18 protein-coding genes and 5 pseudogenes are annotated in these 25,104 nt (G+C 40.2%); 10 read left to right on the top strand and 13 right to left on the bottom strand.

The window, feature by feature from the left end; translation table 11 throughout:
* Nucleotides 1–6 precede the first annotated feature (6 nt).
* Nucleotides 7–903 carry an oxygen-dependent coproporphyrinogen oxidase gene (gene hemF, locus CPG39_RS13160; RefSeq protein ID WP_096294019.1) on the bottom strand — a complete coding sequence of 299 codons (897 nt, stop codon included), beginning with the start codon at nucleotides 901–903 and terminating at the stop codon, nucleotides 7–9.
* 109 nt (nucleotides 904–1,012) lie between these two features.
* Between hemF and CPG39_RS14820 the strand changes: the two are divergent.
* Nucleotides 1,013–1,338 (top strand): annotated as a pseudogene (locus tag CPG39_RS14820) (IS1595 family transposase); the annotation flags it as partial.
* Between the two features lie 1,203 nt (nucleotides 1,339–2,541).
* On the opposite strand, the gene CPG39_RS13165 reads toward CPG39_RS14820, so the two are convergent.
* The 5 genes from CPG39_RS13165 to CPG39_RS13180 all read right to left on the bottom strand — a co-directional run bounded on the left by CPG39_RS13165 (nucleotide 2,542) and on the right by CPG39_RS13180 (nucleotide 9,278).
* Nucleotides 2,542–4,401: an ATP-dependent nuclease gene (locus tag CPG39_RS13165; protein WP_096294020.1), complete on the bottom strand. Its 1,860-nt coding sequence runs from the start codon at nucleotides 4,399–4,401 to the stop codon at nucleotides 2,542–2,544.
* A 383-nt stretch (nucleotides 4,402–4,784) separates the two neighbouring features.
* On the bottom strand, nucleotides 4,785–5,834 hold the full coding sequence (locus CPG39_RS13170; protein WP_096294021.1) for a hypothetical protein: 1,050 nt from the start codon (nucleotides 5,832–5,834) through the stop codon (nucleotides 4,785–4,787).
* Between the two features lie 78 nt (nucleotides 5,835–5,912).
* Nucleotides 5,913–8,207 (bottom strand): hypothetical protein, encoded by a 2,295-nt coding sequence (locus CPG39_RS13175; protein WP_096294022.1) that lies wholly within the window; start codon nucleotides 8,205–8,207, stop codon nucleotides 5,913–5,915.
* Complete coding sequence (locus CPG39_RS14550) at nucleotides 8,131–8,562, bottom strand: hypothetical protein (protein ID WP_172424127.1); 432 nt, start codon at nucleotides 8,560–8,562, stop codon at nucleotides 8,131–8,133. The genes CPG39_RS13175 and CPG39_RS14550 overlap by 77 nt, the downstream gene beginning before the upstream one ends.
* Nucleotides 8,559–9,278, bottom strand: a complete 720-nt coding sequence (locus CPG39_RS13180) for a hypothetical protein (RefSeq protein ID WP_096294023.1) — start codon at nucleotides 9,276–9,278, stop codon at nucleotides 8,559–8,561. Before CPG39_RS13180 ends, CPG39_RS14550 begins: the two co-directional genes overlap by 4 nt.
* A gap of 187 nt (nucleotides 9,279–9,465) precedes the next feature.
* Here CPG39_RS13180 and CPG39_RS13185 point away from each other — a divergent pair, with 187 nt between their 5' ends.
* From CPG39_RS13185 to CPG39_RS13195, 3 genes are all read left to right on the top strand, one after another.
* Nucleotides 9,466–10,200 carry a hypothetical protein gene (locus CPG39_RS13185; RefSeq protein ID WP_096294024.1) on the top strand — a complete coding sequence of 245 codons (735 nt, stop codon included), beginning with the start codon at nucleotides 9,466–9,468 and terminating at the stop codon, nucleotides 10,198–10,200.
* 11 nt (nucleotides 10,201–10,211) lie between these two features.
* Complete coding sequence (cas1, locus tag CPG39_RS13190) at nucleotides 10,212–11,705, top strand: CRISPR-associated endonuclease Cas1 (protein WP_145956249.1); 1,494 nt, start codon at nucleotides 10,212–10,214, stop codon at nucleotides 11,703–11,705.
* A 136-nt stretch (nucleotides 11,706–11,841) separates the two neighbouring features.
* The gene (locus CPG39_RS13195) at nucleotides 11,842–14,529 is read left to right on the top strand and encodes an NACHT domain-containing protein (protein WP_096294026.1); all 2,688 of its coding nucleotides are present in this window, start codon (nucleotides 11,842–11,844) and stop codon (nucleotides 14,527–14,529) included.
* 228 nt (nucleotides 14,530–14,757) lie between these two features.
* On the opposite strand, the pseudogene CPG39_RS13200 reads toward CPG39_RS13195, so the two are convergent.
* Nucleotides 14,758–15,329: pseudogene (locus tag CPG39_RS13200) on the bottom strand (IS3 family transposase); the annotation flags it as partial.
* A gap of 58 nt (nucleotides 15,330–15,387) precedes the next feature.
* Here CPG39_RS13200 and CPG39_RS13205 point away from each other — a divergent pair.
* A pseudogene (locus CPG39_RS13205) lies at nucleotides 15,388–16,305 on the top strand (IS30 family transposase).
* Between the two features lie 58 nt (nucleotides 16,306–16,363).
* On the opposite strand, the gene CPG39_RS13210 reads toward CPG39_RS13205, so the two are convergent.
* A complete protein-coding gene (locus tag CPG39_RS13210; RefSeq protein ID WP_172424128.1) occupies nucleotides 16,364–16,585 on the bottom strand; it encodes a transposase in 222 nt (73 codons plus the stop codon).
* A 36-nt stretch (nucleotides 16,586–16,621) separates the two neighbouring features.
* Between CPG39_RS13210 and CPG39_RS15045 the strand changes: the two are divergent.
* The 4 genes and pseudogenes from CPG39_RS15045 to tnpA form a co-directional block, all read left to right on the top strand.
* Nucleotides 16,622–17,161 (top strand): annotated as a pseudogene (locus tag CPG39_RS15045) (DNA cytosine methyltransferase); the annotation flags it as partial.
* On the top strand, nucleotides 17,158–17,448 hold the full coding sequence (locus CPG39_RS15050; protein WP_096294029.1) for a DNA cytosine methyltransferase: 291 nt from the start codon (nucleotides 17,158–17,160) through the stop codon (nucleotides 17,446–17,448). The pseudogene CPG39_RS15045 and the gene CPG39_RS15050, both read left to right, overlap by 4 nt.
* Nucleotides 17,449–17,528: 80 nt before the next feature.
* Nucleotides 17,529–17,723 (top strand): helix-turn-helix domain-containing protein, encoded by a 195-nt coding sequence (locus CPG39_RS15055; protein ID WP_419866151.1) that lies wholly within the window; start codon nucleotides 17,529–17,531, stop codon nucleotides 17,721–17,723.
* A gap of 162 nt (nucleotides 17,724–17,885) precedes the next feature.
* Nucleotides 17,886–18,329 (top strand): IS200/IS605 family transposase, encoded by a 444-nt coding sequence (gene tnpA, locus CPG39_RS13230; RefSeq protein ID WP_096294031.1) that lies wholly within the window; start codon nucleotides 17,886–17,888, stop codon nucleotides 18,327–18,329.
* 374 nt (nucleotides 18,330–18,703) lie between these two features.
* Here tnpA and CPG39_RS13235 read toward each other — a convergent pair whose 3' ends face one another.
* Both CPG39_RS13235 and CPG39_RS13240 read right to left on the bottom strand, forming a co-directional pair.
* The gene (locus tag CPG39_RS13235; RefSeq protein ID WP_096294032.1) at nucleotides 18,704–19,123 is read right to left on the bottom strand and encodes a type II toxin-antitoxin system VapC family toxin; all 420 of its coding nucleotides are present in this window, start codon (nucleotides 19,121–19,123) and stop codon (nucleotides 18,704–18,706) included.
* Nucleotides 19,120–19,359 (bottom strand): FitA-like ribbon-helix-helix domain-containing protein, encoded by a 240-nt coding sequence (locus CPG39_RS13240; RefSeq protein ID WP_096294033.1) that lies wholly within the window; start codon nucleotides 19,357–19,359, stop codon nucleotides 19,120–19,122. The genes CPG39_RS13235 and CPG39_RS13240 overlap by 4 nt, the downstream gene beginning before the upstream one ends.
* A gap of 101 nt (nucleotides 19,360–19,460) precedes the next feature.
* On the opposite strand from CPG39_RS13240, the pseudogene CPG39_RS15060 reads away from it, so the two are divergent.
* A pseudogene (locus CPG39_RS15060) lies at nucleotides 19,461–19,628 on the top strand (IS5/IS1182 family transposase); the annotation flags it as partial.
* Nucleotides 19,629–20,504: 876 nt separating this feature from the next.
* On the opposite strand, the gene CPG39_RS13255 reads toward CPG39_RS15060, so the two are convergent.
* From CPG39_RS13255 to CPG39_RS13265, 3 genes are all read right to left on the bottom strand, one after another.
* Nucleotides 20,505–20,870, bottom strand: coding sequence for a hypothetical protein (locus CPG39_RS13255; RefSeq protein ID WP_096294034.1), 366 nt, complete (start codon nucleotides 20,868–20,870; stop codon nucleotides 20,505–20,507).
* Nucleotides 20,871–21,587: 717 nt separating this feature from the next.
* A complete protein-coding gene (locus tag CPG39_RS13260) occupies nucleotides 21,588–22,244 on the bottom strand; it encodes a hypothetical protein (RefSeq protein WP_096294035.1) in 657 nt (218 codons plus the stop codon).
* Complete coding sequence (locus CPG39_RS13265; protein WP_096294036.1) at nucleotides 22,237–25,101, bottom strand: DUF927 domain-containing protein; 2,865 nt, start codon at nucleotides 25,099–25,101, stop codon at nucleotides 22,237–22,239. Before CPG39_RS13265 ends, CPG39_RS13260 begins: the two co-directional genes overlap by 8 nt.
* Between the last annotated feature and the right edge of the window lie 3 nt (nucleotides 25,102–25,104).

Consider the following 25,104-nt stretch of genomic DNA (forward strand, 5'->3'; position numbering starts at 1 on the left):
GACTGGTTACACCCAATTCTTACCGATCAGAAAATCCGTATATAATTTCTCCTCAGCGCTGCTTGCCATCGGCCTCCAGTCATAGCGCCATTTCACAATCGGGGGCAAAGACATCAGAATGGATTCAGTACGGCCGCCCGTTTGCAAACCAAATAAAGTTCCACGATCCCACACCAGATTAAATTCCACATAACGCCCGCGGCGATAAGCCTGAAAATCCCGCTCATTTTCGCCGTAGGGTGTATCTTTGCGTTTCTCCAGTATGGGACGATAGGCGTTGAGGAAGTTTTCACTCACATTGCGCATAAGTTTAAAGCAGGAATCAAAGTCAGGTTGATTCAAATCATCGAAGAATACACCGCCGATACCACGCGGCTCTTTACGATGCTTCAAATAAAAATACTCATCGCACCATTTTTTAAAGCGTGGATAATAATCATCACCAAAAGGTTGCAATGCCTGCTTGCAAGTCTGATGAAAATGAATCGCATCTTCTTCATACCCATAATAAGGTGTCAAATCCATACCACCGCCAAACCACCAAACGGGCTCAGCGCCATCCTTACGTGCTTCGAAGTAGCGTACATTCATATGCACGGTTGGCGCATAAGGATTGCGCGGGTGCAACACCAGTGACACACCCATCGCTTCAAACGAACGACCTGCTAATTCGGGACGAGCAGCGGTAGCTGAGGCAGGTAATCCGGCTCCATAGACATGGGAAAAATTGACGCCACCACGTTCTAATACATTTCCTTCTTCAATGACACTACTCATGCCACCACCGCCTTCCGGGCGATCCCACTGATCCTGTTTGAACATTTTACCGTCCACCTGTTCCAGCCCGTTAACGATGCTGTGTTGCAAATTAATAAGAAATTCTTTGATTCGTGGTGTGTTCATGCAAGCTCCTGATTTTATTTTGTTGGTCTGATCAAAATTCGTATGTACCGGACATTGTTTTATTTTGAAAGGCTTTAGACTGACAGATACAATCTGCTGGTTTAGAAAAATTTTAAGAAGCGGTAAATTAAGTGATTATTACATCGTAAAAATAATTCATTGTTTCTGCAGTGATGTTCCTGCCAGCAAAACAATCCTGTTATTAAGTAAAAATCGTAACACGATTAACTATCGATATGGCATTTTCAGGCAGTAATTTATCGTTACCAGGCAGTCCTTAAAAACAAGTTCTTAGGTAGAGTGGAAGTGGATAAAAGTTTTTTTGGTAGCAAACGGCAATGCAGTTGTTACGGCAAACGCAAACGTATTCGTGGCATATTAGCATCGAATCGGTATTGGGTGTGATTTGAGGGAGATGGCAGAGTGTATGCCGAGAACAAGACTGTAAGTGATTGACTTGATAAATGATGATATTAGGTAAGATATTAATTAAAAGTGTTATTTTTACCATGTGGATTGCCTTGTCCCATTAGCAATTGAGAAATTGATAAACATAACTATTTACCGAGTCAGCAGTACTACGATAGGTATATCAACAACTGTAACCGCCACTGCCCAAGGCGACATCGAACCAACTTGCAATTAATCTTAGGGCGTCTGAAAGTTGTAATCGATTGACCAGTATAACGTCAGAGCTATAAAAAAACCCAGCACACCTATAAGGAAGAGAAGATGATGTGCTGGGTTAGGGGTGCGTGAGGGCTTATTTTCACGCAAGTAGGAGTCAAAAATGAAACAAGCATTGGTATAGTACCTGATAATTTATTCAATTACAAACAATTCTCATTATCATTTATAAATGAAACTTCACCCTTCAATCGGACGATATGGATTTTCTAGATGAATTAAAACCCCATTAGAGGGATTGAAGGACTTTCACATTGTTAGGGCAACACTGATCTATTCGATCACATCGAATAGAGTTGCAGAGGTTTGATAAAAATACATGGCTATAGATAAAAATGGAATAGAGCGATGCAATCAAGCTTTTCTGACCTGGAATATGCGGCAAGAAGAAACAAACCCGACGAGATCGTTTTTCGGATGAAATTGAAGCTGCAACACTTTGGGCTGTTAATCAACATGCAAAAATTACCAGAGAAAGGGTGAAATCAACATTGAAAAGTTTCCACTCTATGGATGAGAAAATCCGACATTTAGTCGGAGTACCCTGGAGTGATAACAATGGAACACATAGCCGAAATCAGGCGCCGACATTTCATAAGCAAAGAAAGCATCAGTGCGATTGCAAATAGTCTGAGCCGATCACGTCAAACGGTTCGAAAGGCATTAAGAAGTGATGCGGAACCTATATATCAACGTAAAATTCAACCGACACCGAATGACCTGGTCAAGTAAGGGGGGTAGATATACCCAGGGGTAGTAGTGCCAGGAAAAAATGTCACAATTTGTAATTGCCAAGTTTTAAAAATCATATTAATTGAAAAAAAAATTAGTATGACGAAATTAGGTAAGAAAACTTAAACAGATTCTTATTGATTGATAATAGAAAGTTGATTTTGGGTGAGGAATTATGCTTATTGGATTTTCCCTTCTAGATTATTGTCTGCTCATCAACTAGTTTAATTTAGTTTGTATCGCATCTACTAAAGAATCTAATAAAGGGAAATTGGCTGCAAAAGATGATTTGGCTGGCTCAAAGTCATCTGACACTTTTGTTTTTAACTCCACCAAGAATCGATTGATTACTATATTAGTTTTTTTATTCTGATATAGATATTTACGTACTTGAATCATAAAAGGAGAGGCGGTATTCAAAGAGATGCCACATTCTTCATTCGTAAAAGTTTTGTTATAAATTTCACGAACCTTATTTTCCATAAAATTTACACCTAGCACGTCTTCAATTGTAGCGCCATGGATTAAACCTCCAACAAGGTCTCGTAAGGTAACAACATTATCTGTAGAGTAAGAACCACCAATTTTTATAATATTTTCTTTAAATTTCTTTCCATTTTCGTCATCATCAAGAATAACTAATAGAGAAATGTCCGTATCATTTAATTTTGAAGCAAGAGTGTCAATATTGCTGCCGTGTCCGTTTGTAACACTATAATTGTCCACGCCTTTAATTGTAAATGCTTTTTTCAAGATTTCTTTATCAGAAGCTCCTTCTACAAGAATGCTGTGAGGATTCAGTAAATCTTTATAAACTTCTATACCAAACGCCTCTCTGAGAACTTCGTCATCAACAATGCTAGTGTATTGGTCAAGCTCTTTTTTTTCAGTTAAGGCTGATTTGTTTTTTCGAATAATGACATTTCTTGCTTTATCTTTTCTATCCACTAAAAAAGGAGAATGTGTTGAAACAAATAGATAGTTGTTTTCTCCAATAGCAAGTAATTCATTTCTAAGATCACGTATTCCTGATGGGTGTAGGTGAGCTTCCGGCTCATCAATTAGAATCAAATTATTTTTACTTTCTGACGTCCTTGTTTCAATTGAAAGAGAAAGAATCAATGACATAAATTGCTTGAACCCCTCGCTTCTAACGGACATCTCGTGATAATTATGCTCATTTGCTTTACCACCATCACGAATAGAAACAATACACGATCCATTTTCAGTAATTTCTATATCTATCAGAATATCGTGTTTCCATATTTTCTTTATGTATATTGTTGCCCTTTCACTTAAAGTCCCTGCCAACTTTCTTCTTAATGACGTATTGGATATTTTGTTAATTTCTGACTTAATACTATCTGTGCAGTTAAATCCGGCAATATAAAATATATGCTTCAACGGAATATTAGAGTTTATATTTGCTTTAAAGGAATTTAAATCAACTTCGGATACCAAGTACTTCTCAGATGGTCGCCATAAAGAGACATAAGGTTCGTGTTTGCTAATAACCTCTGCTATTTTCGAAGAAAAGTATTTTTTAAAAATTTCCGGGGTTAGCTCTACATAAGATTTTTCTGCATCATTCGTTTTAGAGAGAATAAACACATCGGTCGTTACAATTTGACCTTTTGTGTTTGCTAAGCTTTTCTGAGTTTTCTTAATAAATATTTTTTTAGCTAGCTTCTTTATATCAAATGAAAAATATTCAGAGAAAGTACTTTCTCCTTTCTGTAAATAAACATTTTTGATAATATTTTCTAACTCAAAATCCAAAAGATCCCCGTTCTCAGTAACTTCTACTACCGCATCAACATATGTTTGCTTTTGTTCAAATTCTAGCGAGAACCAAATATCAATAGAATCGCTGGTTTCATCTTTTTGGTTATGAATTGCATTAAAGTCAAACTCTCCATTTGGAGTAGATAAATAAGACATTGCTTCAAGAATGTTACTTTTACCGGACTCATTAACACCAACAAGCATTACAGTGTGACTATTTCCGTACTTTTTTAAAATAAACTCAATTTCCTTGATTGATTTAAAGTTTTCTATTTTTATCTTAGTGATTTTCATAAAACTGGTGTCACTTATCAAATGGTATGAGAAGTATCTTTATTCCGTACGGGGTTTTGTTTTTGTTATAATTTCAGTGAAGTGGCCCTGGAAAGTTTGTGATAGTTGATGATAGCCATGACGTTTTGAAAATGATTCTGTGTTCATGTCTTCTCTTAAAGAATACAAGTGATTATATAGTCTTCGCATATCTTCCATATTTTTGTTGTTAAATTCAATAGATTTAACTGTCAAGCTTGCTAGCTTTTAACTTTCTAATAAAACGCTGAAGATCATAACAGTATTTGCTCATGGAAATTATTTTGACAAATGGAAAAGTATCTTTTACCAAAATATTGTCAAAAAGCAAGAAACAACGATATATCTATCGTTTCGGTTTGCACTCATTCCACCAACAATGCTTTAATTTTCCATCGAATTTTCACATTACAGTTACTACCACGTAACCACCGATAAATCTGCCTAGCACTTTTTCCAAGTTCGTGAGCCAACTTGGGAACCGTCCGCCCCTGTTCGATCAGCATCTTTAAATCATCGGCAGCAGAACTAACTTGCTGAGTTAATCGGATAAAATCATCGGGAGTAGATACATTTCGATCTCGTAAAATACGTTGAAACAATTTGATGTAATGCTCCGCCTTAGCAAAACCCACTGGTTGACCTGCTATATAGTTACTCAATGTTTTATCACTGATATCAAACTCCTTACAAATTTCTTGCCGGGTTAATCCCAGTTGTAACAACGTTTTCAAAGGCCGATCCAACCAAGTTGTCAAACCTTCAGGAGGCTCAATATTAAAAATTTGAGGCCCCCTCTCACCTATTAACGTGATACCGCTTGATTCTCCATCCTCAATAGAACTATAAAGCGTTTGGGTTTCTTTTCCACAATAGGCAAGTTTTTCAACTATTACAGGCTGCTTGTGAAGCTGGCCAATGCCATTAGGGGGATAAGCTTTATTTTCTGCGTGAGCAAAGTAATGCAACGCCTTTTCGGCTAAAGTTGCGGTTAATGCCTGAGGTGTTTGCTCATGGTTATCCTTGCGCGTGAGATTTGCCATGATTCCATTGATATTAGTGGAAAACGGTGCGTAATAGCCGACTTCCAATAGTTCAGGATTCACATGTAGTGATTTACCACTTTGGCGTATTCTCTCATCAACCATCCATTGCTCGATGCCGGGCAATGTAACAAAGAAAGAGAACGGACGAATATCCGGAATGTCTTTAATTTGTTCAAATACTTCCCATGTAGAAACCGTTTCTTTGGAAATAGCTGGCGTATCACCCAGTAAGATGTATATTTCCTCCTCAATAATCATTTCAGTATCAGCTTGTAATGGGCTTGCTTCCGCTCGGCGTATCGCCACTGTCCATAAATCATCGATCCAGCGAGCGGTGTAGATCGGCTCATTATCTTTTGCATAAGGCACCGGAAGCTTGGAATGATATTCTGGTGGATTGATATAACTGCCAAGCCCGTGATTGGTGCATTTGCGAAGTCGAATGCCTTAGTGCCATTGCCCAGTATCATCTTTCCAGCGCTTGTTATACAAGGCATAACGCTTGCTGGATACTGCCAAAATATACAAAGCTTCCAGTTCATCATCGATATAATTAACGTCTTCAATTTTTAGCAGTGGAATGCCTTCTCGATAAGGAGATAAACAATTAACAACCTCAGTTATTTCTTGAATATGTTGATTAAACACATCTCTATCCATGCCTTCCGGTTTCACAAATACCATTGAATCCGTATCGCCTAATGCATGAGCTATACCCCGATCTTTTCCTAAGCGTTCGATCAAGGCAAACAATAGTCTTCCGCCCCCCGTAATGAAACTTGCAACTTCACCTGCATAATGTTTTCCAGGCGTTTCAAATTGCTTAGTTTTACACGGACGTGATAACCCTTGACCGATATGAAGATTTATTGAACGCGGCGTTATATAAGGATCTTCCTCAATAAATTCAGCCAGTACGCCATAGCTGGTTGAATTTGCAAGAAATTTTAATCCCTGTTCCATTGATTCCAGTTTTTCAATTTCTTGTTTACTGGGATTTAATTCTGTAACTTGTTTCTTTAGAGATTTTATTTTGGCTTTAATATCCTGCCGCATTTCTATGATTGTTTTAAATAAATCATCTTTCTGCAAATCAATAGAATAATTTTCATTACCAAATATACTTTTAGGTTGAGTTTGTACAGTTCCATGCGGTATAAGCTCATAAGCCTCTTCTATTTCAGGAATATTGTTGGGATTCATAATTACCGCAGTACATACATCAGCCAGCGTGTACCAAACGGCATCATTACCAAAGACCGGTGTAACAGATATATTGCTCGATTCAGCCCGTGCTGCAAAGCATGCCCTTACCGGTAAAATATCACCTCGCGGAATCAATTTCACCATTGAGCGAAGCTTCGGCCAAGTGGTAGGAGATAGTAAAGTTTCTGGTGAAAGGTTATTTAAAAACTCCTTAACCCAGGCAGTATTATTGCGTCGTTCTATTTTTTCCGCTAACAATAAAGATTGATTCTCCATCAGTGCATTGACTGATGGATATTGAGAAGTAAAATCCACCATCAGGCATTCCATTGGTTGTAAGCGAATCATTACTTCCGAACGTCCACCGTAATAAGCTTGGCTGGCTATGCCATAGAAGCAAGGATCCGTATCCGGATGTTGTTTTTGGAAATAAGGTACTCCCATGGCTTTAAAATAAGCTTTGCCCAAAGATGCTTCAGAATAAATGCGTGACATCGGGGTAGTTAAATCATGTTGCCGGTATAAATCACGTAATCGCCGATATAAACTAAATGTGGCACGGACATCCTGAAAGGCATAGTTTATGTATTGATCACAAAGCGCTTTTCCATGCAGATTCTCTGCATCGAATTTGCATTCTGAATCAGGCACGCCAGCACGGCGGCAAAGGCCCTGCAATGTTAGATCGCCTGGACCTAACAAAGCACGGCCTAATGTGGCTGTGTCCAGAAATTCTCCTGCGTAAGGTTTGGCAGCATTTGTAATGTTCTGGCGAACAATGCGGAAAGCAAACTTTGCTTTTTTCGATCCTAACTTTCGGACGCGAAGATAAGGATGAAACTGACAATCATCGGGCTGTAAATTTTTTCGTTTCTTCGGGTTGTTTACTTTCCATTGTGCGATACAGTCGCACAAAACCAGTTTAAAGCCATTGGCATAATCTTTTCCACCAGGTCCCCAAGCCGTCGCAAGTCTTGAAAGGTCGAATGGCAAATTATGACCGACACATAAAGCGCGTTTTTCATGAACCCAAAAGTAAAACTCCTGCTTGATGAACGATTGCACCGGCAACAGCATCATTGTGGGTTGATCATCGGTTTTGTCTTGATTAAATTTCCTTACCCATGAATCCAGAAATGTGAGTTCTTCTGGCAGTAAGCATTCAGGATTATAAAAGCAATAGTAGCGATGCGGTTTATCCAAAGCTTCACGGGTCAACTGGCCAGATTCCCACAGATTTACCTGATGCGATTTTTCAAGTCCAAACACGGATGCGAAACCGAAACGCAATTCATTCTTGACGTCTGCGGTGGTTTCGCAATCAAATACGAATACAAAATCTGAATACGGTTTAAATTTCTCAGCGATTGCAGAGTGCGTTTCTCGCAAATATTGTGCACGTGGCGACAAAGATTTGGATGGCTTTTTCTCTTCAGGGTATGCCTTTGATTTTTTAAGTTTATCTATCTGCTCGGGATAAGCTCTCAGAATTTGAGTCAATACTTTCGGTTCTAAAGTTAAATTTGTTTTTTTCATGCCATTTTCTCCTTCGTTCACCAATTTCACGCATATCCCTCAACCCAAGATCGCGGGTTGAGTACCGATTTATATCCCAATTCAATTGCCGTTCTGTCAATTCAGCATGGCAATTCAAACAAACATCGACAATCCAATTTTCATTATTACGACGCATCTCGACATGGTGGCCTTCCAACGGTAAGTTTTCGCCTTTGCAGGTACTACACTCACCACGCGGATGTTGAACGTTGTCACAGTTGTGACATCGAAATTGATCTTTGGAAAGCCTTCTCAGCACTATCCAGAAATATTCTCCGCAGGTTTCACAGCAAGCTGTATCCGGCCACCCGCGCTTGACTTTATTGCGGCTCATGCGGAGAAAGCCAGATTGCCACCCAATTCCACTCTTTCTGAAATTCGGTGTTGCCGTCCGGGTTCCTTTTGGCTTTCAGTGATTCGGCGTTTGCGTTCTCGCTCAAGAACAATCAGCGTATCTAAATCAGTAACTAAACGATAAGAAACACCATTTACGTCATGTATTAACATGCGTGAATATTTATCTAGCAGTTTCCCATCATTGTTTTTAAGAGCTTTCATCACTGCATTTAAATATTGAGCAAGCAAAGATGCTGAAGCTTTATCCACAATTATTCGTTTTAACTCACTTGGCTTAACATAGACTTCCAATGTAGAAAGCGTATCAGCTGCAAGATAGCGCTTAGTATTAGCGTCATATTGGATAAATCCTAATTTGGACATCCAGCGCTTGAGTGTTGAAGTGCTCACTCCCTCAATCTTTGCGGCATGCGTCATGGAATCTCCGCTCTTCATACGTTCTGCGACCTTATAACTTTTGGTTAATGTAGTTAATTGCGGTAAAAATGGTTTTGATTCACGAACTGCCAGTGCTGAAGCCTCTTTTTGCAGAGGATGACCATAAGCTTGCGATCGAGACAATCCTTTTGCTTTTCCTGATTTAAGACGCTTGCGATATGCAGGTGAGAGCTGTATTAGTAATTTACGAGGACGTCCTGGTTTTTTACTCCTAATGGCTTTCTTACGTAATCGTTTATTTATTGAGTTATGCATGATTGTAATTCCTCTTAAATATTGAAAAAATCAATTAATTGAAAAAGATCAGAAACCAAAAGAAAATCTTTTACAATGCAATAATAATAGCATGTCAATTAATAAACAAGTCAATTTAATCAACAACTTACATTCATGCAAAGAAAGATGCGTTGAACTTACTTATGCACGATTGTAAAATACAAAAATGAATGAATTAACTACCCCTGAACTTTTAAAAGCCATTCATAAATTTAGATTGAACGTATCTCATGACCAATTGAAATATTGGAGGCGAAATAACCTACTTCCAAAACCTCATATTCGGGGAAAAGGACGAGGCCTGGGAATTGAGCAACTATGGGATGAAGTTTGTATCGAAAATGTGCGACTCATACTTGAAAGCAGCAAAGGTAAACGTATTAATCTGGCGAATGCCGGACGCTACCTTTTTGCTCATAATAAACCTGTAGGTGAAATATTATTGTGTAGATATTTATCTGAAATTCCGCGAGAGATGGTTGATAACGAAAAGCAGCGCACAAAAAGAGCTTCTGATAATCCTGAGCTTGCTGAGTTAACTCAGTTTTTAACCCCAGTCAAAGTAAGTGAAGCTATTAGACAAACACAAACAGATTCTTTGATGGATCTTTATAACAACATCAATTCAATTAATAGCGCAATAGGTGAAAAATTGGTGTGGATATACAACTGCCACCAAGTTTTTGATGTGTTAGTTGATACTGATTTTCTAGATTTAACTGGGACTTCTTTGTCAGAGGATGCCCGCTATCGCCGACAACGATCTATTCTTGCGTGGGCTGTATTGATTCATCATTATGGAAAAACGTTAAACAATATGACGACGCAAGCAATTCAGCAGTTAGTCATTAAGTGTATGTCTAATTCCGCTATGCAACCTATTATTTGGCCGAAAAATTAAACGGACAATTTATGGCATATACACAGTTACCAATAGAAAAAGTTCGAGAATTACTTCGACTCAAATTCGAAGAAAAATTGCCACATCGAATCATCGGACGTACCTTGGGAATCGGGCACGTATCGGTATGTTATCTCTCTAAGAAATTTGTAGCTTCAGGTCAAACATGGCCAACCCAATTAACCGATGACGAACTTCAGCTACTACTCTATCGAGAAAAGACAATTTCTCGACCAGTTCGAGTATTGCCCAACTTTGAAGAAGTCAAGCTCCAATTAGAAAATGGCGGATCATTGCGCAAAGCATGGCGAGATTATTTTTTACAGTATCCGGATGGATATAGTCGTAGTCGATTCCACGAACTTTATCATTTGTGGCTTGATAACAGGCTTGATATAAGTTATCCATTACAGGTTACCTCACAATCAAGTGCACCTACCAAATTCAAACCGGCATTAAAGAAACGAAAAATAATTCCAGAAGAATCTGACATCCCTGAAAGCATAGGCGAAGCATTAAGAAATGCTGAAGGTTATTGGCATAGTCAAATCGACGAAAAAACAGTGCTAACTCTGGCGGGACATGGTGCTCGCCTTACAGTGGAACGAGATGAGCTCGCGATAAACCCGGGCACAACGGCATCGACTGTAGAAGATACGGCCCGTAGACTTGCTCGAGGAGTGCATGGTATCAAAGCTATTATAATCGTGGGTTATGCAGGATATATCACGTTAGACGCCATTGAGTGGCTAGCACAACAGAATGTAGCACTTTATACGTTGGATTTGGTCGGAGATCTGTGCTTGAATTTGATTCCTGCTACTCCTCCCCATCGTCCTTTTCAGAGACGAGCACAATATTCGGTTAATTCATTTTTGATTGCTCGTAGCATCGTCGTCGAAAAACTAAATGAGGCTGTGCGGGTAAAACCTGAATTAACGCTGCTTTATCGTAGGATATTAAATGACATATCGCAGATGAATAGCTTGGAAATGCTTCGTCTGGCTGAAGGGCGAGCGGCTCAATTGTATTGGAATCAATGGAATTTTGAATTAGCTCACTATAAGGATTTTCCGGAGCATTGGCGAGCATTCTCCAATCGAACTTCACCGCTTACGGGATCAGGGCGAAAAGCGGTTCATCCGGTCAATGCAATGCTTAATTACGGATACACAATTTTAGCTGGACGTATTGAGCGGGCATTGGTATTTGATGGTTATGATCCGGCAGCAGGTGCCTTGCATGTGCATTTGGATGGGCGAGCAAGTTTGGCTTGGGATTTAATCGAATTGTTACGTCCAACTTTGGATGAACAGTTGATTGGATGGATACAAACTCAGAAGTGGCGTAAACGGGATTTTGAGGTGAATGAAGAGGGTACGGTTTATCTCAGGCAACAGCTTGCGAGAGTTGTGGTTCAGAAGAGTTGGATTGCTGATGCTAAGATTAAGCAAGTTATTCGATGGTATGCAAAGCTGTTGATGGACGAGAGGAAAATTAGGTAACGATAATTGATAACCACTTATAATCTTTAAAAGGCGGTTCTTTAAATATTCAAACTACTTAATGCATATTAAAGAGTTAATCGAACGCTCTTAATACACTAATTCTAGGAAGCAGCTTAATACCTAAGAGGACTAAATGGAATCTTTAAATAAACAATATATTAAAGCGCTGTGTGAATTGCAGGAAGATAAATTTACGAAAGATATATTGAAACCATTGTTTGAATCTATGGGTTATGAAAGGGTTGACTTCAATGGAGGCCCATTTGAACGAGGTAGAGACTTAATCGCTCAAAGAAGAATTCCACCAAATAAAGAAATGTTTGTAGTATATGTGCAATCTAAACGTGTTTCATCAATCCAAAACACAAAAACAGCAGCTAAGTTATCACAGCTAATTCATCAACTAAGACAATGTTGTACAGGCGAACTAATTGATTTGACTGGACATAAATTAACTCCAAATCAAGTATATCTAGCTTGTCCAGAACAAATATCCAATAGATTATTAGATGAAATAAATTCACAGCTCCAAACTATGCCTTTAAAAATTTTATTTTATGACGGCCCCCAAATCATTTCGGACATAAAAATCTATAAGCCCGACCTACTTGATTTGCTGACAAATTTTGAAGATAAACTGACTTTAAATGGTGATTTAAATTTAAATAAAGAGCTTCTTTCTGCTCTAAAAAGTAAAAATGCTTCTCAATTTAATGAATATTATTGTGATTTAAGTTTCTTTGTGGGTTCTCTCGACAGCAACTTATTGTTACATATTGATATTGAATCAAAGGACGATAATCTGGACGTTAAGGAAGAAAGTTGGGATTTATTTAAGCGAGAGTGCAATGAAGTATATGAAAAACACAATATTAATTTAATTAAGGAAAATACTAGTGAGATTGAAGAAAAATTTAAAATAAAAAAAATAAATTATGATTCTAAAAAAAATCAACAAACTCGGAAATTATGTGAAAGCTTGGATGAAAAAATAACACTTCATTCAAAGCTTATAAACGAGGGGATTCAGGCTTTAACCACGAGTTTGAATGATCAAACAACACTGGCAAGGCAAAATCTTTCAAGTAAAGAGCTTTCGGAAAGAGAAGATATTGTTGCCTATCTTAAAAAGATATCATTTGACGATAAGCAGGAGATAATAAAAAAACTAAATTTTCAGGAGATTGCAATAAAAAATCCTTTCTATTCAGAAACTAATAAACTATTATCGTGGATAACGGAAAGGAAAAAATTGAAGTCACAGTTAGCAAATAAAAAATTACGTTTCATTGAACATCCATGTTATACGGTAAAGATAAATTCACAAGAGATAATTGAAAAAATAAAATTTTTAAAAAAACAGTATATTCAAGATATAGAGCTGATCAATGAAAACAAACTGAAACTTCCCGAGCTTAAGAATTTTTTGCACGAAACACAGCAAACCTTATCACTCTTAGCAAGATTAGATAAAGATGATTCGTTCTTAAAAAATAACTTTTTATTAAAAATGATTCAAACTGATCAAGATAGAGTTTCAATTTCGCCTCATGAAATATTTCTTACCGGTCATGATTTTGCTGTTTATGGTGGGGCAGGCGTAGGGAAATCAACAACATTAAAAGCTTATGCGACTTTAATAGCATCAGAAAAAAATAATAAAAATATAATTTACATTGCGCTCAATAAATTGGTTGATGAGTTTAAGCTATTAATGAATAAATCTTGCGAACAAGAATTATTAAAAAACAATCTCTTAATCAGACTAATTCTTTTGAGTAAAGGTTTATCATCTACTCCAGAGAATATAGAGAGAGCGAAAAAAGTCGTTTCTGATAATTCCACTCTCATTCTTGATGGGCTTGACGAAGTTTACAATACTATTCCGAACATAATCATAGCAATATCTCAATTTAAAATTAACCACCCAAAAACGCAACTTATTGTTTCGAGTAGAGATTGTGTCAGTTACTTAAATGAGATAGATTTTCTGGGTATTACACTTCTTCCATTTACCAAAGACCAATTAAATAGATTTATTCGAGGTTGGCTCAAAGATAGTAATAAAGCAGAGCATTTGATTCAGTCGATAAAAAATCGTGAATTATTCGAACATATCAAAACTCCTTTGCTTGCAACAATAACTTGCTCTCTCGTGGAAAAAGGGGTTAATGCACCATCAACTGAAAATGAAATATATTCTGAGCGACTTCGTTTGTTAACAGGGGAATATGATTTACATAAGAATATAGAAAGACAAAAAAATACAGGTGAATTACTTAGAAAGTGCGCCATGAAAATTGCGTATTTTATGCATACTAAAGGACTTAGGTCTTTAACTAAAGATCAAATGTTTATAGGTCTTCAATTAAGTCTCTCTGATATTTATACAAACGAATTGTTAGCAGAATGTTTGGAAGAATTAATAAATCCTTGCAATGTTATTATTCTTGACCATATTACATCCAAATATTCTTTTGGGCATTTCCGATTTCAAGAGCATTTAGCTTCGGTAGAACTTAAAACAAATAGAAATATTGATTTATCAGATTTAGTAAATACTGATTGGTGGAGAGGAGCGTTGGGATTATATTCTCAAGAGAATGATATTTCCTATCTTATAGAAGATACTTATCGTAAACATGGAAGTGTAAGAAAAGCAGAATTTACATTAAAACACATGATTAATAATAGTCCTAAACAACGAAGAAATGGATTGCTAAAACTTTTACAAGACTATATAAAATCTGATGATATGGATTTAACATTTCTGAATGAGATTCAGGATTATGTATACCCTCATCTCATAGATCGATATTGATACATCAAATCATGAAGCCTGATATATATTATTATGCCCTAACAAAATCTCCATAAAATTCTGAGTTAATAAAAAATATATCTGGGGCGTTTATACATTCACAATTACAGCATTTTTTTGCATACTGAAACAATCCTGAAATTCTTACGTTTTGTGACATTTTTTCCTGGCACCTCATACCCCGGGTATATCTACCCCCACCTGGTCAAGTAAAACCGGACACTCCAGTTAAGCGACTTTTTTGATTTTTTGTGTTTCTACCTCATATTGATTCGGACTTTTGTATCCCAAGTATGAATGCAGTCGATAGCTGTTATAAAACATGGAAATATACTAAAGTACATTTTGCTGTGCTGCATAGCGGGTTTGATAGTGGCGCCAGTGGACTCGCTCCTGCTTGAGGCTGCCGAAAAAGCTTTCTGCTACAGCATTGTCGTAACAATCACCAATACGGCTCATACTACCTATAAAGCCATGTATTTCCAGAAGCCGCCGGTATTCTTTACTGGCATATTGCGATCCGCGATCCGAATGTACTATCAGTCCTGCTTGTGGCTGGCGTTGCCAGATAGCCATTCTCAATGCATCATAAACCAGTCTCGCTTTCATTCTTGAATTCATGCTCCAACCAACTATACCTTCCTGGAAAACAAATCGATGACGACAGCCAGATACAGCCAGCCTTCCTGGGTCCAAATGTAGGTTATGTCGCCAACATAGACTTGATTCGGGGCTGCAACATCAAATTGTCGATTCAGCTTGTTCTCAAATACCGGTTGTTTATGATTGCTGTCAGTTGTAGATTCAATGGGTGAAAGCAACATCTAAATTATATAGTTTACTTTTTGGATTAAGCCCATGAATTATCAACCATCAAAACGAAATTCTACCTATACTCAACAGGAAACGATGTGGCATCTTTGGTCACAAGGAAAATCGTTAAGTGAAATGGGTCGTCAACTGAATAAGCATGCTGGTTCGGTTTTTTGTTATTTACAAAAATCAGGCGGGATAAAGCCATCAACGCCCAAACGTTCTACCAGGAATTTGTCTTTAAAGGAGCGTGAAGAAATATCACGCGGCATCGCTGCCAACTTATCGCTTAGAGCCATCGCCAGAGATCTCAATTACGTGAAATCAATCGTAATAGCGGCCTGTCGAAATACCGTGCGGTTTCAGCGGATAGACAAGCCTGGAATAGAGCTAAACGACCGAAATCTTGTAAGCTTGCTGACAAGATACATTTACGAAATATCGTTTCAGATAAGCTTGCGAGCAAGTGGTCGCCTGAACAAATTTCGGGTTGGCTGAAACAGAGGTACCCTAAATCAGCTGCTATGCATATTTCGCATGAAACCATCTATAAAACGCTGTTTATACAAGCTCGCGGCGCTTTAAAAAGAGCTGCTTCGACAGCTCAGAACTCAACGGGTGATGCGCCAATCTAAATATTTAAATACCAAAGGTAATTCACGAGGCGGTATTATTGATGCCGTATCCATTCATGATCGCCCGCCAGAGATGAACGATCGAATGATCCCAGGGCACTGGGAAGGTGACCTAATATGTGGGACACAAAAATCATTAACCTGGGATCGAGAGATGGAATTAGCGCAACACACTCAGGCAATATCTGCCGAAAAAAACCAATCTATCGGTTTATACTCAGAAGCAACTCGAACTGATCGCAAAAGAGCTAAATGAACGTCCCAGAAAAACATTGAATTTCTTATTCCCATTACAGAAAATTTCAGCAGTGTTGCAATGACCGGTTGAATCTACAGCACACTTTTTTATAAAATCACGCTCTATCTTCACTTCTGCTAATTCCCGCTTAACTCTGGATAGCTTCTAACTCAAGTTCAGTCAGCGGCTTCTGATACTTGCCTACTGCAGCGAGTTCTCCTCGTTTGTGAGCATAAACCCAGTTTTTTAGTGTCCCCCGGGGTAACGACAGACGTTTTGCTGCTTCAACCAGAGTCAATCCGCTTTCTTTGAAAAACTTAACTGATTCCTTCCGAAATTCCTGACTATATTGTGTGCGGGGTAATTCCATCTTCATCCTCCATTTCGTGTCTCCATTTTATGAAACTTTGGACTCCTTGAAAATCAGCAGACCTCACACGACCAAGGAAAGACCTTTAGAACCATCATCACCACGCTTGATGAGTTGGGGTATGACTGCCAGTGGCAAGTGCTTAACAGCAAAAATCACAGAGTACCCCAAAACCGTGAATGGGTGTTCATTATCGGACATCTTAGAGGAACACCCCGACCCCAAGTATTTCCTTTCGGATACGATAGCGAATCGCCTGATGAGCTATCAAGACAATGTACAAACACCCTTACCGCCCGTTATTACGGGGGGCAAGCCAACGGAACGTACATCACTGAAAGTAAATTCAATGCACAAGAAATCAATCAGCTTAACCAACCCAACCACTCAAACGACCGAGTGTATGGTGCAGACGGCATAAGTCCAACACTAAACACCATGCAGGGTGGAAACAGACAGCCGTTTATTCAGCAAAAAGCACATAGCTACAATAACGGTGGGAAGAAGTTTATTGCACCAACACTCACAAAAAATTCTTACGAACACAATAATCGAGACCTTTGCACGGTGTCATGAGCGGTACGAGAATAAGGCAAAAATTTGCGAAAAAGCGGAGTTTACACGAGGTAAATGAGCATTTTTCGCAAATTTTTAACGCAATTATCGTGCCGCATAGTAACCGTGCAAAGGTCTCTAATCACGTAAATGCGATTCGACGCTTAACCCCAATCGAATGCGAAAGGTTGCAAGGATTTCCCGACGGTTGGACTTACGGTATTAGTGATTCACAACGCTACCAGTGCTGTGGCAATGCTGTAACGGTGAATGTGATCAGAGATATTGCTGAAAGGTTGCTAAAATGAGATACGAAAAAGGCAACTTCATCACCGTACCCAACAAGAACGAGCTGAAAAAGCTAGATGCTCAATCACAAGTATTATTCATGTGGTTATGCTCATTCACTGACGAGAAAGGTCAATGCTATCCGAGCGTGAACCGCCTCGCTGAATGTTGCGGACTATCACGCAAAACCATTATCGAAAGAGTCAAAGTTTTAATTGATAAAGGTTTTCTCACCAAATTTCACCGTTTCATCGAAAACTCTCAGCAAAGCAACCTTTACCAAATTCACTTATAGCCTAATGTGCCAGATACCCCCCGAGTGCAGGGACAGGGAAAAAGGTAGTGCAACTGGTACACCCCCCCTAGTTCACCTGCTACAGACAGAACTAAAACCAATGAATTAAATTTAAATCTCTCCGGGATTTATTCCCCGCCCCTTGGGGCGTAATATATTTGCGTGAGCGAATATATACATAAGAGCCATAATGAAACAGTGCTGCTTTATCATCTGGTGTTTCCGGCGAAATATCGCCGCGCCGTATTTGATGAAGCTGTGGACGGGGTGTTGCGGGATGTCTGTTTAGATCTCGAACGGCGTTACCAGTTGAAATTCATGGAGATTGGTACAGATAAGGATCATGTGCATTTTCTGGTGCAGTCGGTTCCCGCATACAGTGGGACAAAACTGGTGACACTGATCAAGAGTATCACGGCGCGGGAGGTATTTCGCTTATGTCCTCATGTGAAGAAACAGTTGTGGGGCGGGGAATTCTGGACTGATGGTTATTTCGTCAGTACAGTTGGCCGTCATGGCGATGAGGACACAATAAGAGATTACGTTAAAAAGCACGGAGATGTCTATCAGCAGTTATACGAAGACAGACAACTCGCTCTCTTCTGATACCCCGCTGCTTGCGGCGGGGTTGTTCATTGAAATTCAAAGAAACGATTAAGGGAATATTCAAATGAAAATAAAAGAGCAAATTCCGAGACAATTTAATTTACTCTTTTTTGTAACTACTTGTTTTTTATGGTGCCGACACCAAGAATCGAACTCGGGATCTTCTGATTACAAAACTTATTTACAAATTTCAGTTACATATAAATCAATCACTTACAATGCTTGCCAAGCATAAAAACTGTCTCACACAACCACAAACGGTGACACTTACAGAGTAGTTTGGCACAAATTTGGCACAGTCAATTCCGCATCTTATTTCATTCTCGCATAACGATGTTCCTTTAATAACTACCATTAACACAAAATACCTAAGATCATTCTTCCCAAGGATTGATGACGGGCACTCCGGAAGCGACAAAAGGCGCAGTATCTCGCGTCGCTATGGTGAATCCATGTACGATCGCGATTGCGGCAATCTGACCGTCTGCCACAGAGATGAGGCGACCATTAGTCCTAGCTCGACCTACTATGGGCGCATATGCTATCGCAGCCTGTTGATCGAATGATAGTATGCGCCCCCCAAACAGCCTCTCCATCAGTTTCCTTAATGCGGCATCAAGTCCTTCTTTACGCTTTCCATCTGGAAGGATTTCAATGCCGACAAGCAATTCGGAAAGGCTTGTTGCTGTCAGATACAGTGTCTCGGCTGTTTGCCGATCAAGCCAAGCTTGAACGGCGGGATTGCCGTTGGGTTTCATTGGCTCGGATATGACATTCGTATCCAGAACGATCATTCGAAAACTGCTGGATCAGTCGGCGTCTGATCACGAGTGTCATTAAAATCAAGCCCCTCAAAGGATTGCCCAAAAGCAGCGAGTTCAGATCCGATTCTGACACGCGTCCTAGGACGCACTGCATCTTCCAGAATTTCCCGGATTTCAGCTTCGGTGCTACGTCCATGCTGAGCAGCACGCAGCTTAAGCGCGCGATGCGTTTCTTCGGGCAAATTGCGAACAGTAACAACAGACATTTGACTTCACTCCTTATTATGTGAAATCAATGATAGCATATATCAAGGAGTGACATCAATTCTAATTCATACTCATCCAAAGTGCTGTAACGGCGTTATTCGAAACACTGCGTCTGGACATCCGACACTACCGGAATGTGAAGAAAAGGGCCAAGGCCAGGCGTGCTTTGAAGCGCTTGAGAACGATTGCAGGCATCTTGATCCGGGAGCTGAAAAGAGAGCTGCCGCAACACAGCCTGTTTGAATGCATCACCCAAGTCTTCATCTTGCAAATTATAAACGTCATTGCCGAGTAGAGTATTCGCACCCATCAATTGGGGCCCTGGTCCACCAGAATTTGTATTTTTATACATACCAAATTCATCTTTATCTATATAGCTCATATTCATCTCCGTTTAGTTATTGAATGAAACAGAGTTATGAAGGTAAAGAAGAAAGCTATCTGTATGGCATCACACAATAAGTATAGGGAAGTGATAAAATCCGTTAGGTAGGGTGAATCTTGGATTCATTTTTTCTTATTAAGATATTGATTAATATTAATATAAGATTTCATGAAGTAAATGCTACTCCCATCTTGAAATGTGTGTGCCTCTCTAAAAATGATTTCTAAAGTAGTTAATAAGAATATTTCACTTTATGAAGGCGTGCGTAAATATCTATACTTTATCAAAGCAACCAGGGGGACTCATTGGAGTTCTCCAGTTACCTTACTGATAATTTTCTGCGTTACAGATAACCCATAATAAAAAACCAGTACGCATGACTTTTGAATGCCAAAAGGTGCGCACTGGTATGAGTCAGGCACCAGCTAACATGGCTTAGATAACTGGCAAACTGATGAGACTAAGAACGAAACATGTTTTATAACGATTCAATTATATTTGCGTTGACAATCCTCCAATAAGTAATAGAGCATTTTTAATCTCTGCGGGTTTAATTCCCCGCCCCCTTGGGGCGAAAGCTGGTTGAAAACCAGCAGATTGTAGAGCGCAGTTAATACCCCGCTGCTTGCGGCGGGGTGCTTTATTTCAGCAAGTCAGTTTTTTACATTGAGCAATTCAGTGCAAGATTTCAGAAGCTTTTACCAAGTAGAATGAAAAAGCCTGCATTAGAGCTGGCCAGTTTTCAATTGTTGTTACAAATCAATTAGGCTTGTTATTAGTATCCGGTTTCTTGTTATTTGGTTGTTTGTTATCGGGAGCTTTATTATCAAGCTGTTTGGTTTTATTATCAGCTTGTTTCATCTTACGTTCTTGTGCATTAATTTTATTTTCTAAAGCATCTAGCTTCTGATCTGCTGCTTGATTGCAAGTTTTCAAAGATTCAAAGTCATTTGTTTTTTGCATGCAATTTAGACGTCCTTCCAAAATCTGTATCCTTTCTTTTACATTTCCTATTTCTCGATTTTTTTCAGGTTGAAAATCTGCGTCCTGTTCAACAGCAGACATTATAGGTGAAGAAAAAATTAATCCCACAGTAATCATCAATAATAAATTGAATGTTTTCATATCAATATCTCCAAAATTTACATTATATTTAAAGTCACACATAAAAGTGCAGTTTAATAATGCCTAGTAATTTAAAGACCATCTGTGCGATAGAAAACATAAGTAAGATTCTTCGATTCCGAACGGGTTTTTATTCAATTACTTACTACTGGAAGATTTGCCAAACAATCAAGTTTTTTTATCCTTGATTCATGCCTTTCTTCAGTTTTCGCCGCAGTTAATATCTTGTCACTCACATTTCACAGGGTTGGCTATAGATAACAAAAAACCAATAAACTTATTATTTATTTATGTTTTTCGGTATTTATGAGTGTTGGTGGTAGTATTTTTGGGAAGGCGTCATTCACACTCGATCAATAATATATTGTAATTAAAATAGTTTATTTTTCACGATTAAAAAGTTACTACATTTCTTACCACATTTTTTTAATCGCTGCCCGGTTTTTAGGCAGTTTCTCTGCATAGTTTTTAATCACTCTGTAGGTATACCCCCCCTTCAAAACTCCCGCACATAAAAATCTGATTAAGCGAACGGTCTATAAGTCATTAGCCTTAGACTTTTGCATCCCCCCCTATAAATTACGCGGTTATGCACAGATAAATAGGCGAACGGTCTGGAAGCTAAAAGCTATAGAGATTCAACTCCCCCCTACCTTTAATTCTATTTTTTGCGAGTGATGTCTAGGCGCGGTACTGGAAACAAGAAGCTGTAGAGAATTAACCCGCCCCAGTACCAGCAGTGGGCAGGTAGTCAGTGCATGATTCCGGTGCAATCAGTACACGTTCTCCAACATAGAAAGCCTCAAGCATAGGATGATGCTGGCCACAAACAAACCGGAATACCGGACGTTTATCGGTAAGGATTTTTTCCATGCTGATGTGTTTACATCCTTGGCAGCTTATTCCCTTATTGGATGATTGAGTGAAGGGATAAATAATTCTGTATGGATCAATGCCGTATTTCTGACAGGTCATCGCCCATGTTCTGACTTGTTCGGATTGAGGCATGGTTTGAAGCTTTATGATTTGTTCCATAATCTCATCCTTGCTGGCTGTAACTTTATTACAACAGGTAAGCAATAAGCATATCGCAATCGGATGCACCGGATGTGTTTCCGTGGCGCAATAATTATCTGAAGCCCCGCCTTCAACGGGCGGATTATTTCCCTGTTCTAGTCCTACCCCCTTATTTTTTAGTGGGGCAGGTGGGGCGAGTGGGGCGGAATCGCTGGAACCATTATGACTATTGGTTTGTAGCTGCCCTACTTTTTCAGAATCGACACCCAAAGCAGTAGGGCGCGCCCTACTTTTAGGGGGAATTGCTGCATTTTCAATGTTATTTTCCGCCCCAATCAGCACACCCCAATCAATCATTTTCATCACCCCAGATTGTGGGGAGTATGTGAAAAATACGCTTTCTACCTTCACCCGGTAAATTAACTTTCGGCTGCATGTGTTTACCATCGCCCTTCATATAACCCAACCCAATCAGCAATCGCGCAACCGCCCGATAATCAACACCCTTGCATATCTCCGCTTTGAACACCTCCGGATAGCAGTAATACTCAAGATTACCCTCAGCATCCTTATCCCGGAAACCCGCTTTATTCAAAGTACGAGGGGCATGATTATCATCTACAGGCGCCCGTCCTATATCAGTAAACCTGGCTTCCCCATGCAGTTCCAGGAAATGCCGCACCTGTTCGATCATCGTTCGTTCTTCCTTGTTGCCTTCACCACCGAATGCATGCAGCCATGCCTTAAAGCAGGTGATGGCGGCCTGCATTGCTTCCCCTGGCTGCCATCCGGTAATGCCCCAATCGGTAGCTAATTCACCCGCAGCACCGGCAATGGCAAACCGTGCCGCTACTCGCTGCGCTTGCCCGCTGGCTGCATTGGTCAATGTCGCTTTTTCAAACTTCAATCGCGCATCAGCTAAAGAATCACGTAAGGATTCACGATTCTTGAGCACCTGTTCAATGAAAGCAGGGAAAGCGGTACCATAATATTTATTAACTGCCAGCCCCAAGGCTTTGGCGAATTCATGGCCGTTATCGAAACCGTGCAGATTCTCAAAGCAACCCAAACCTTGCCCGGCATCGGCTGGAATATCGGCCATGCGTAACTCAGCCCCGGCGGGTGTTTTTTTGTTTGCTTCCGCCACATGCTGGCTTAAACTCAATTCACCTGCGGATAAAAACAACAACCGCCACTTGGCCGTATTGCGTGAGCCCCCATTCTGGTTTGCCCTAACCTTGGCCTGACCATTGGCCAGCATGTAGGCGGACTCACCGGCAATTCTGGCATCGATCATTTTCAATTCATCTAATGTCAGAATTGCATCACAGTGGGATAGGGCAGTGCTTTCCAGTCCGTTATCCGTTGACCGCCACCGCTGTAAATACTCCGGTGAACCGCACACGCTACCGGCCACATATAACGCACTGGTTTTGCCGCTCGATGTGGTACCCCGGTAATGAAAGCCACCTGATTCCATCTCTATCAAATGCAGCAACGGCGCAGCGAATGCAATCGATACTGCGAAGGTTAAACGGCTATTCCCTACGCACAAGGCGGCTACATGTTCGCGCCATTGCTTCAGTGTGCCACGCTGCCGGAACAGATTGGAATCAGGGCGGTTATCGCTGAATAACCACTCATCATCGGATTGACCGATAGAACCATCCGGCAATACAAAAACCAGATCATCATTGACACCATGCCAGCCGGTACGGTTAGTAGTCCGGGCGCGTTTCTCAGTGTCTTGTGTTTGCAAGTATTCAATGACTAATTGCCGGGCTTTGGGCGCAATGGTCAATCCTTCGGATAACAGGCGGCTTGAAGCATCCAAACCATCGCCATTAAACGAACGGGCAGGGATAACCAATCGCTTGACTTTATTATCCGGATCGGAAAAACGTACCAGCGTACCCCATTCCCTGGAATCGACATCACGCGCCAATGCCAGCACTTCCAACCGTGCACATACCTTGCGGCGGCGATACGTTCCATCTTTGTTTTGTTCAACGTATAGAACGGCATCATCAACTAGCATGAAACTTTTTTGAGGAATTTTCTCTTGCTGTTCATCAGGCTGGCCGATGGGGTTTTTATTAACGGAATCAGACGATATAAAAATATCTTCCCGATTCAGCAACAGATTGAAATGCGAAGCTTCCAAGCCACGTTCAACCAGATCAGCCGCATCATCACCGATGGCCAACGGTTCACCTTTTGCCAATACCGGCTTACGGTTTGAGCCTTCCCCTATCCATTCCGGATTAAATGACAAATCTTCAGTATTCAAAACCCGAACCGAATGCGCACCCGCAGCCGTTAATTGCTTCATTAAATCATTGGCAGCTTTCTTACCGGCCAGATCGTTATCCGGGAAGATCACGCAATCACGTCCGGCAAGCGGGGCATAATCGGATTTGCTTACAGCCTGGCTTCCACCTTGCCAGCACAGTAGCGGATGATCGGGCAGCAGCTTTTGCAGGGCTTCCGCTGCCTTCTCACCTTCGACAAACCAGCAATCAGCATCAGGATATTGCAGCAATCCCGGCAACCCATAGAGCGGGCGTAAGCCTGGTGGTGCCGTGAACCGCCATTTATGCTTGCCGTCTTTCTCCCAAAGTGTCAACGGTGAGAATTGTTTTTTCTCACCTTCCGGTTTGTCATACCGGTCATGATAAAAATTAATGCAACCATCTTTATCATGATAGGGATAGCGTTTTGTTGGTTTACCGTGTCTTGGGTGTGCAGCCGGTGGCTTAGGTGCATCGTTTGGCACCGGCATTACACATTGCCAGCCGTCACCATTACCATCCGGCGGAACCGTGGTAGCGTTCGACTCTTTCTTACTGAGTGATGGTTTACTATTGCCGGATAATTTGGAATTGCTTCCGGCGCGTTTTGGCGGGTTGATTTGTTCCGGTTCAATCCCCAGAAATGCGGCCAGCCGCCCGGCTGCTTTAGATTGTGATTCACTTTCCAAATAAGCAACCAGGCTGACCAGATCAAGCCCTTTATCACCGGTGGCGAAGTCTGACCATTTGCCGGTATGAAGATTGATCGAGAACGAGCCCGGCTGACTGTCCGATCTTTTGGGGTTCAGCGGCAGGTATTCGTCACCTTCACGCCTGCCACCGGGTAGCCAATGACTTAATATGGCATCGATGCTACCCAGCGCAGCGGATGCAACCTGTTTAATGTAGGTTATTTGCACCATTAT

The organism is Nitrosomonas ureae (genome assembly GCF_900206265.1).
Taxonomy (GTDB): Bacteria; Pseudomonadota; Gammaproteobacteria; order Burkholderiales; family Nitrosomonadaceae; genus Nitrosomonas; species Nitrosomonas ureae_C.

Excerpts from the sequence above, each read along its gene's own strand:
- CPG39_RS15050 (WP_096294029.1), top strand. The coding sequence starts at position 17,158 with ATGAGCGGTACGAGAATAAGGCAAAAATTTGCGAAAAAGCGGAGTTTA.
- CPG39_RS15055 (WP_419866151.1), top strand. The coding sequence starts at position 17,529 with ATGTGGTTATGCTCATTCACTGACGAGAAAGGTCAATGCTATCCGAGC.
- CPG39_RS14550 (WP_172424127.1), bottom strand. The coding sequence starts at position 8,562 with ATGAGCCGCAATAAAGTCAAGCGCGGGTGGCCGGATACAGCTTGCTGT.
- CPG39_RS13265 (WP_096294036.1), bottom strand. The coding sequence starts at position 25,101 with ATGGTGCAAATAACCTACATTAAACAGGTTGCATCCGCTGCGCTGGGT.
- CPG39_RS13255 (WP_096294034.1), bottom strand. The coding sequence starts at position 20,870 with ATGAAAACATTCAATTTATTATTGATGATTACTGTGGGATTAATTTTT.
- CPG39_RS13195 (WP_096294026.1), top strand. The coding sequence starts at position 11,842 with ATGGAATCTTTAAATAAACAATATATTAAAGCGCTGTGTGAATTGCAG.
- CPG39_RS13165 (WP_096294020.1), bottom strand. The coding sequence starts at position 4,401 with ATGAAAATCACTAAGATAAAAATAGAAAACTTTAAATCAATCAAGGAA.
- CPG39_RS13235 (WP_096294032.1), bottom strand. The coding sequence starts at position 19,123 with ATGATCGTTCTGGATACGAATGTCATATCCGAGCCAATGAAACCCAAC.
- CPG39_RS13240 (WP_096294033.1), bottom strand. The coding sequence starts at position 19,359 with ATGTCTGTTGTTACTGTTCGCAATTTGCCCGAAGAAACGCATCGCGCG.
- hemF (WP_096294019.1), bottom strand. The coding sequence starts at position 903 with ATGAACACACCACGAATCAAAGAATTTCTTATTAATTTGCAACACAGC.
- CPG39_RS13260 (WP_096294035.1), bottom strand. The coding sequence starts at position 22,244 with ATGATTGATTGGGGTGTGCTGATTGGGGCGGAAAATAACATTGAAAAT.
- CPG39_RS13180 (WP_096294023.1), bottom strand. The coding sequence starts at position 9,278 with ATGCATAACTCAATAAATAAACGATTACGTAAGAAAGCCATTAGGAGT.
- CPG39_RS13210 (WP_172424128.1), bottom strand. The coding sequence starts at position 16,585 with ATGGAATTACCCCGCACACAATATAGTCAGGAATTTCGGAAGGAATCA.
- CPG39_RS13185 (WP_096294024.1), top strand. The coding sequence starts at position 9,466 with ATGAATGAATTAACTACCCCTGAACTTTTAAAAGCCATTCATAAATTT.
- CPG39_RS13175 (WP_096294022.1), bottom strand. The coding sequence starts at position 8,207 with ATGAAAAAAACAAATTTAACTTTAGAACCGAAAGTATTGACTCAAATT.
- cas1 (WP_145956249.1), top strand. The coding sequence starts at position 10,212 with ATGGCATATACACAGTTACCAATAGAAAAAGTTCGAGAATTACTTCGA.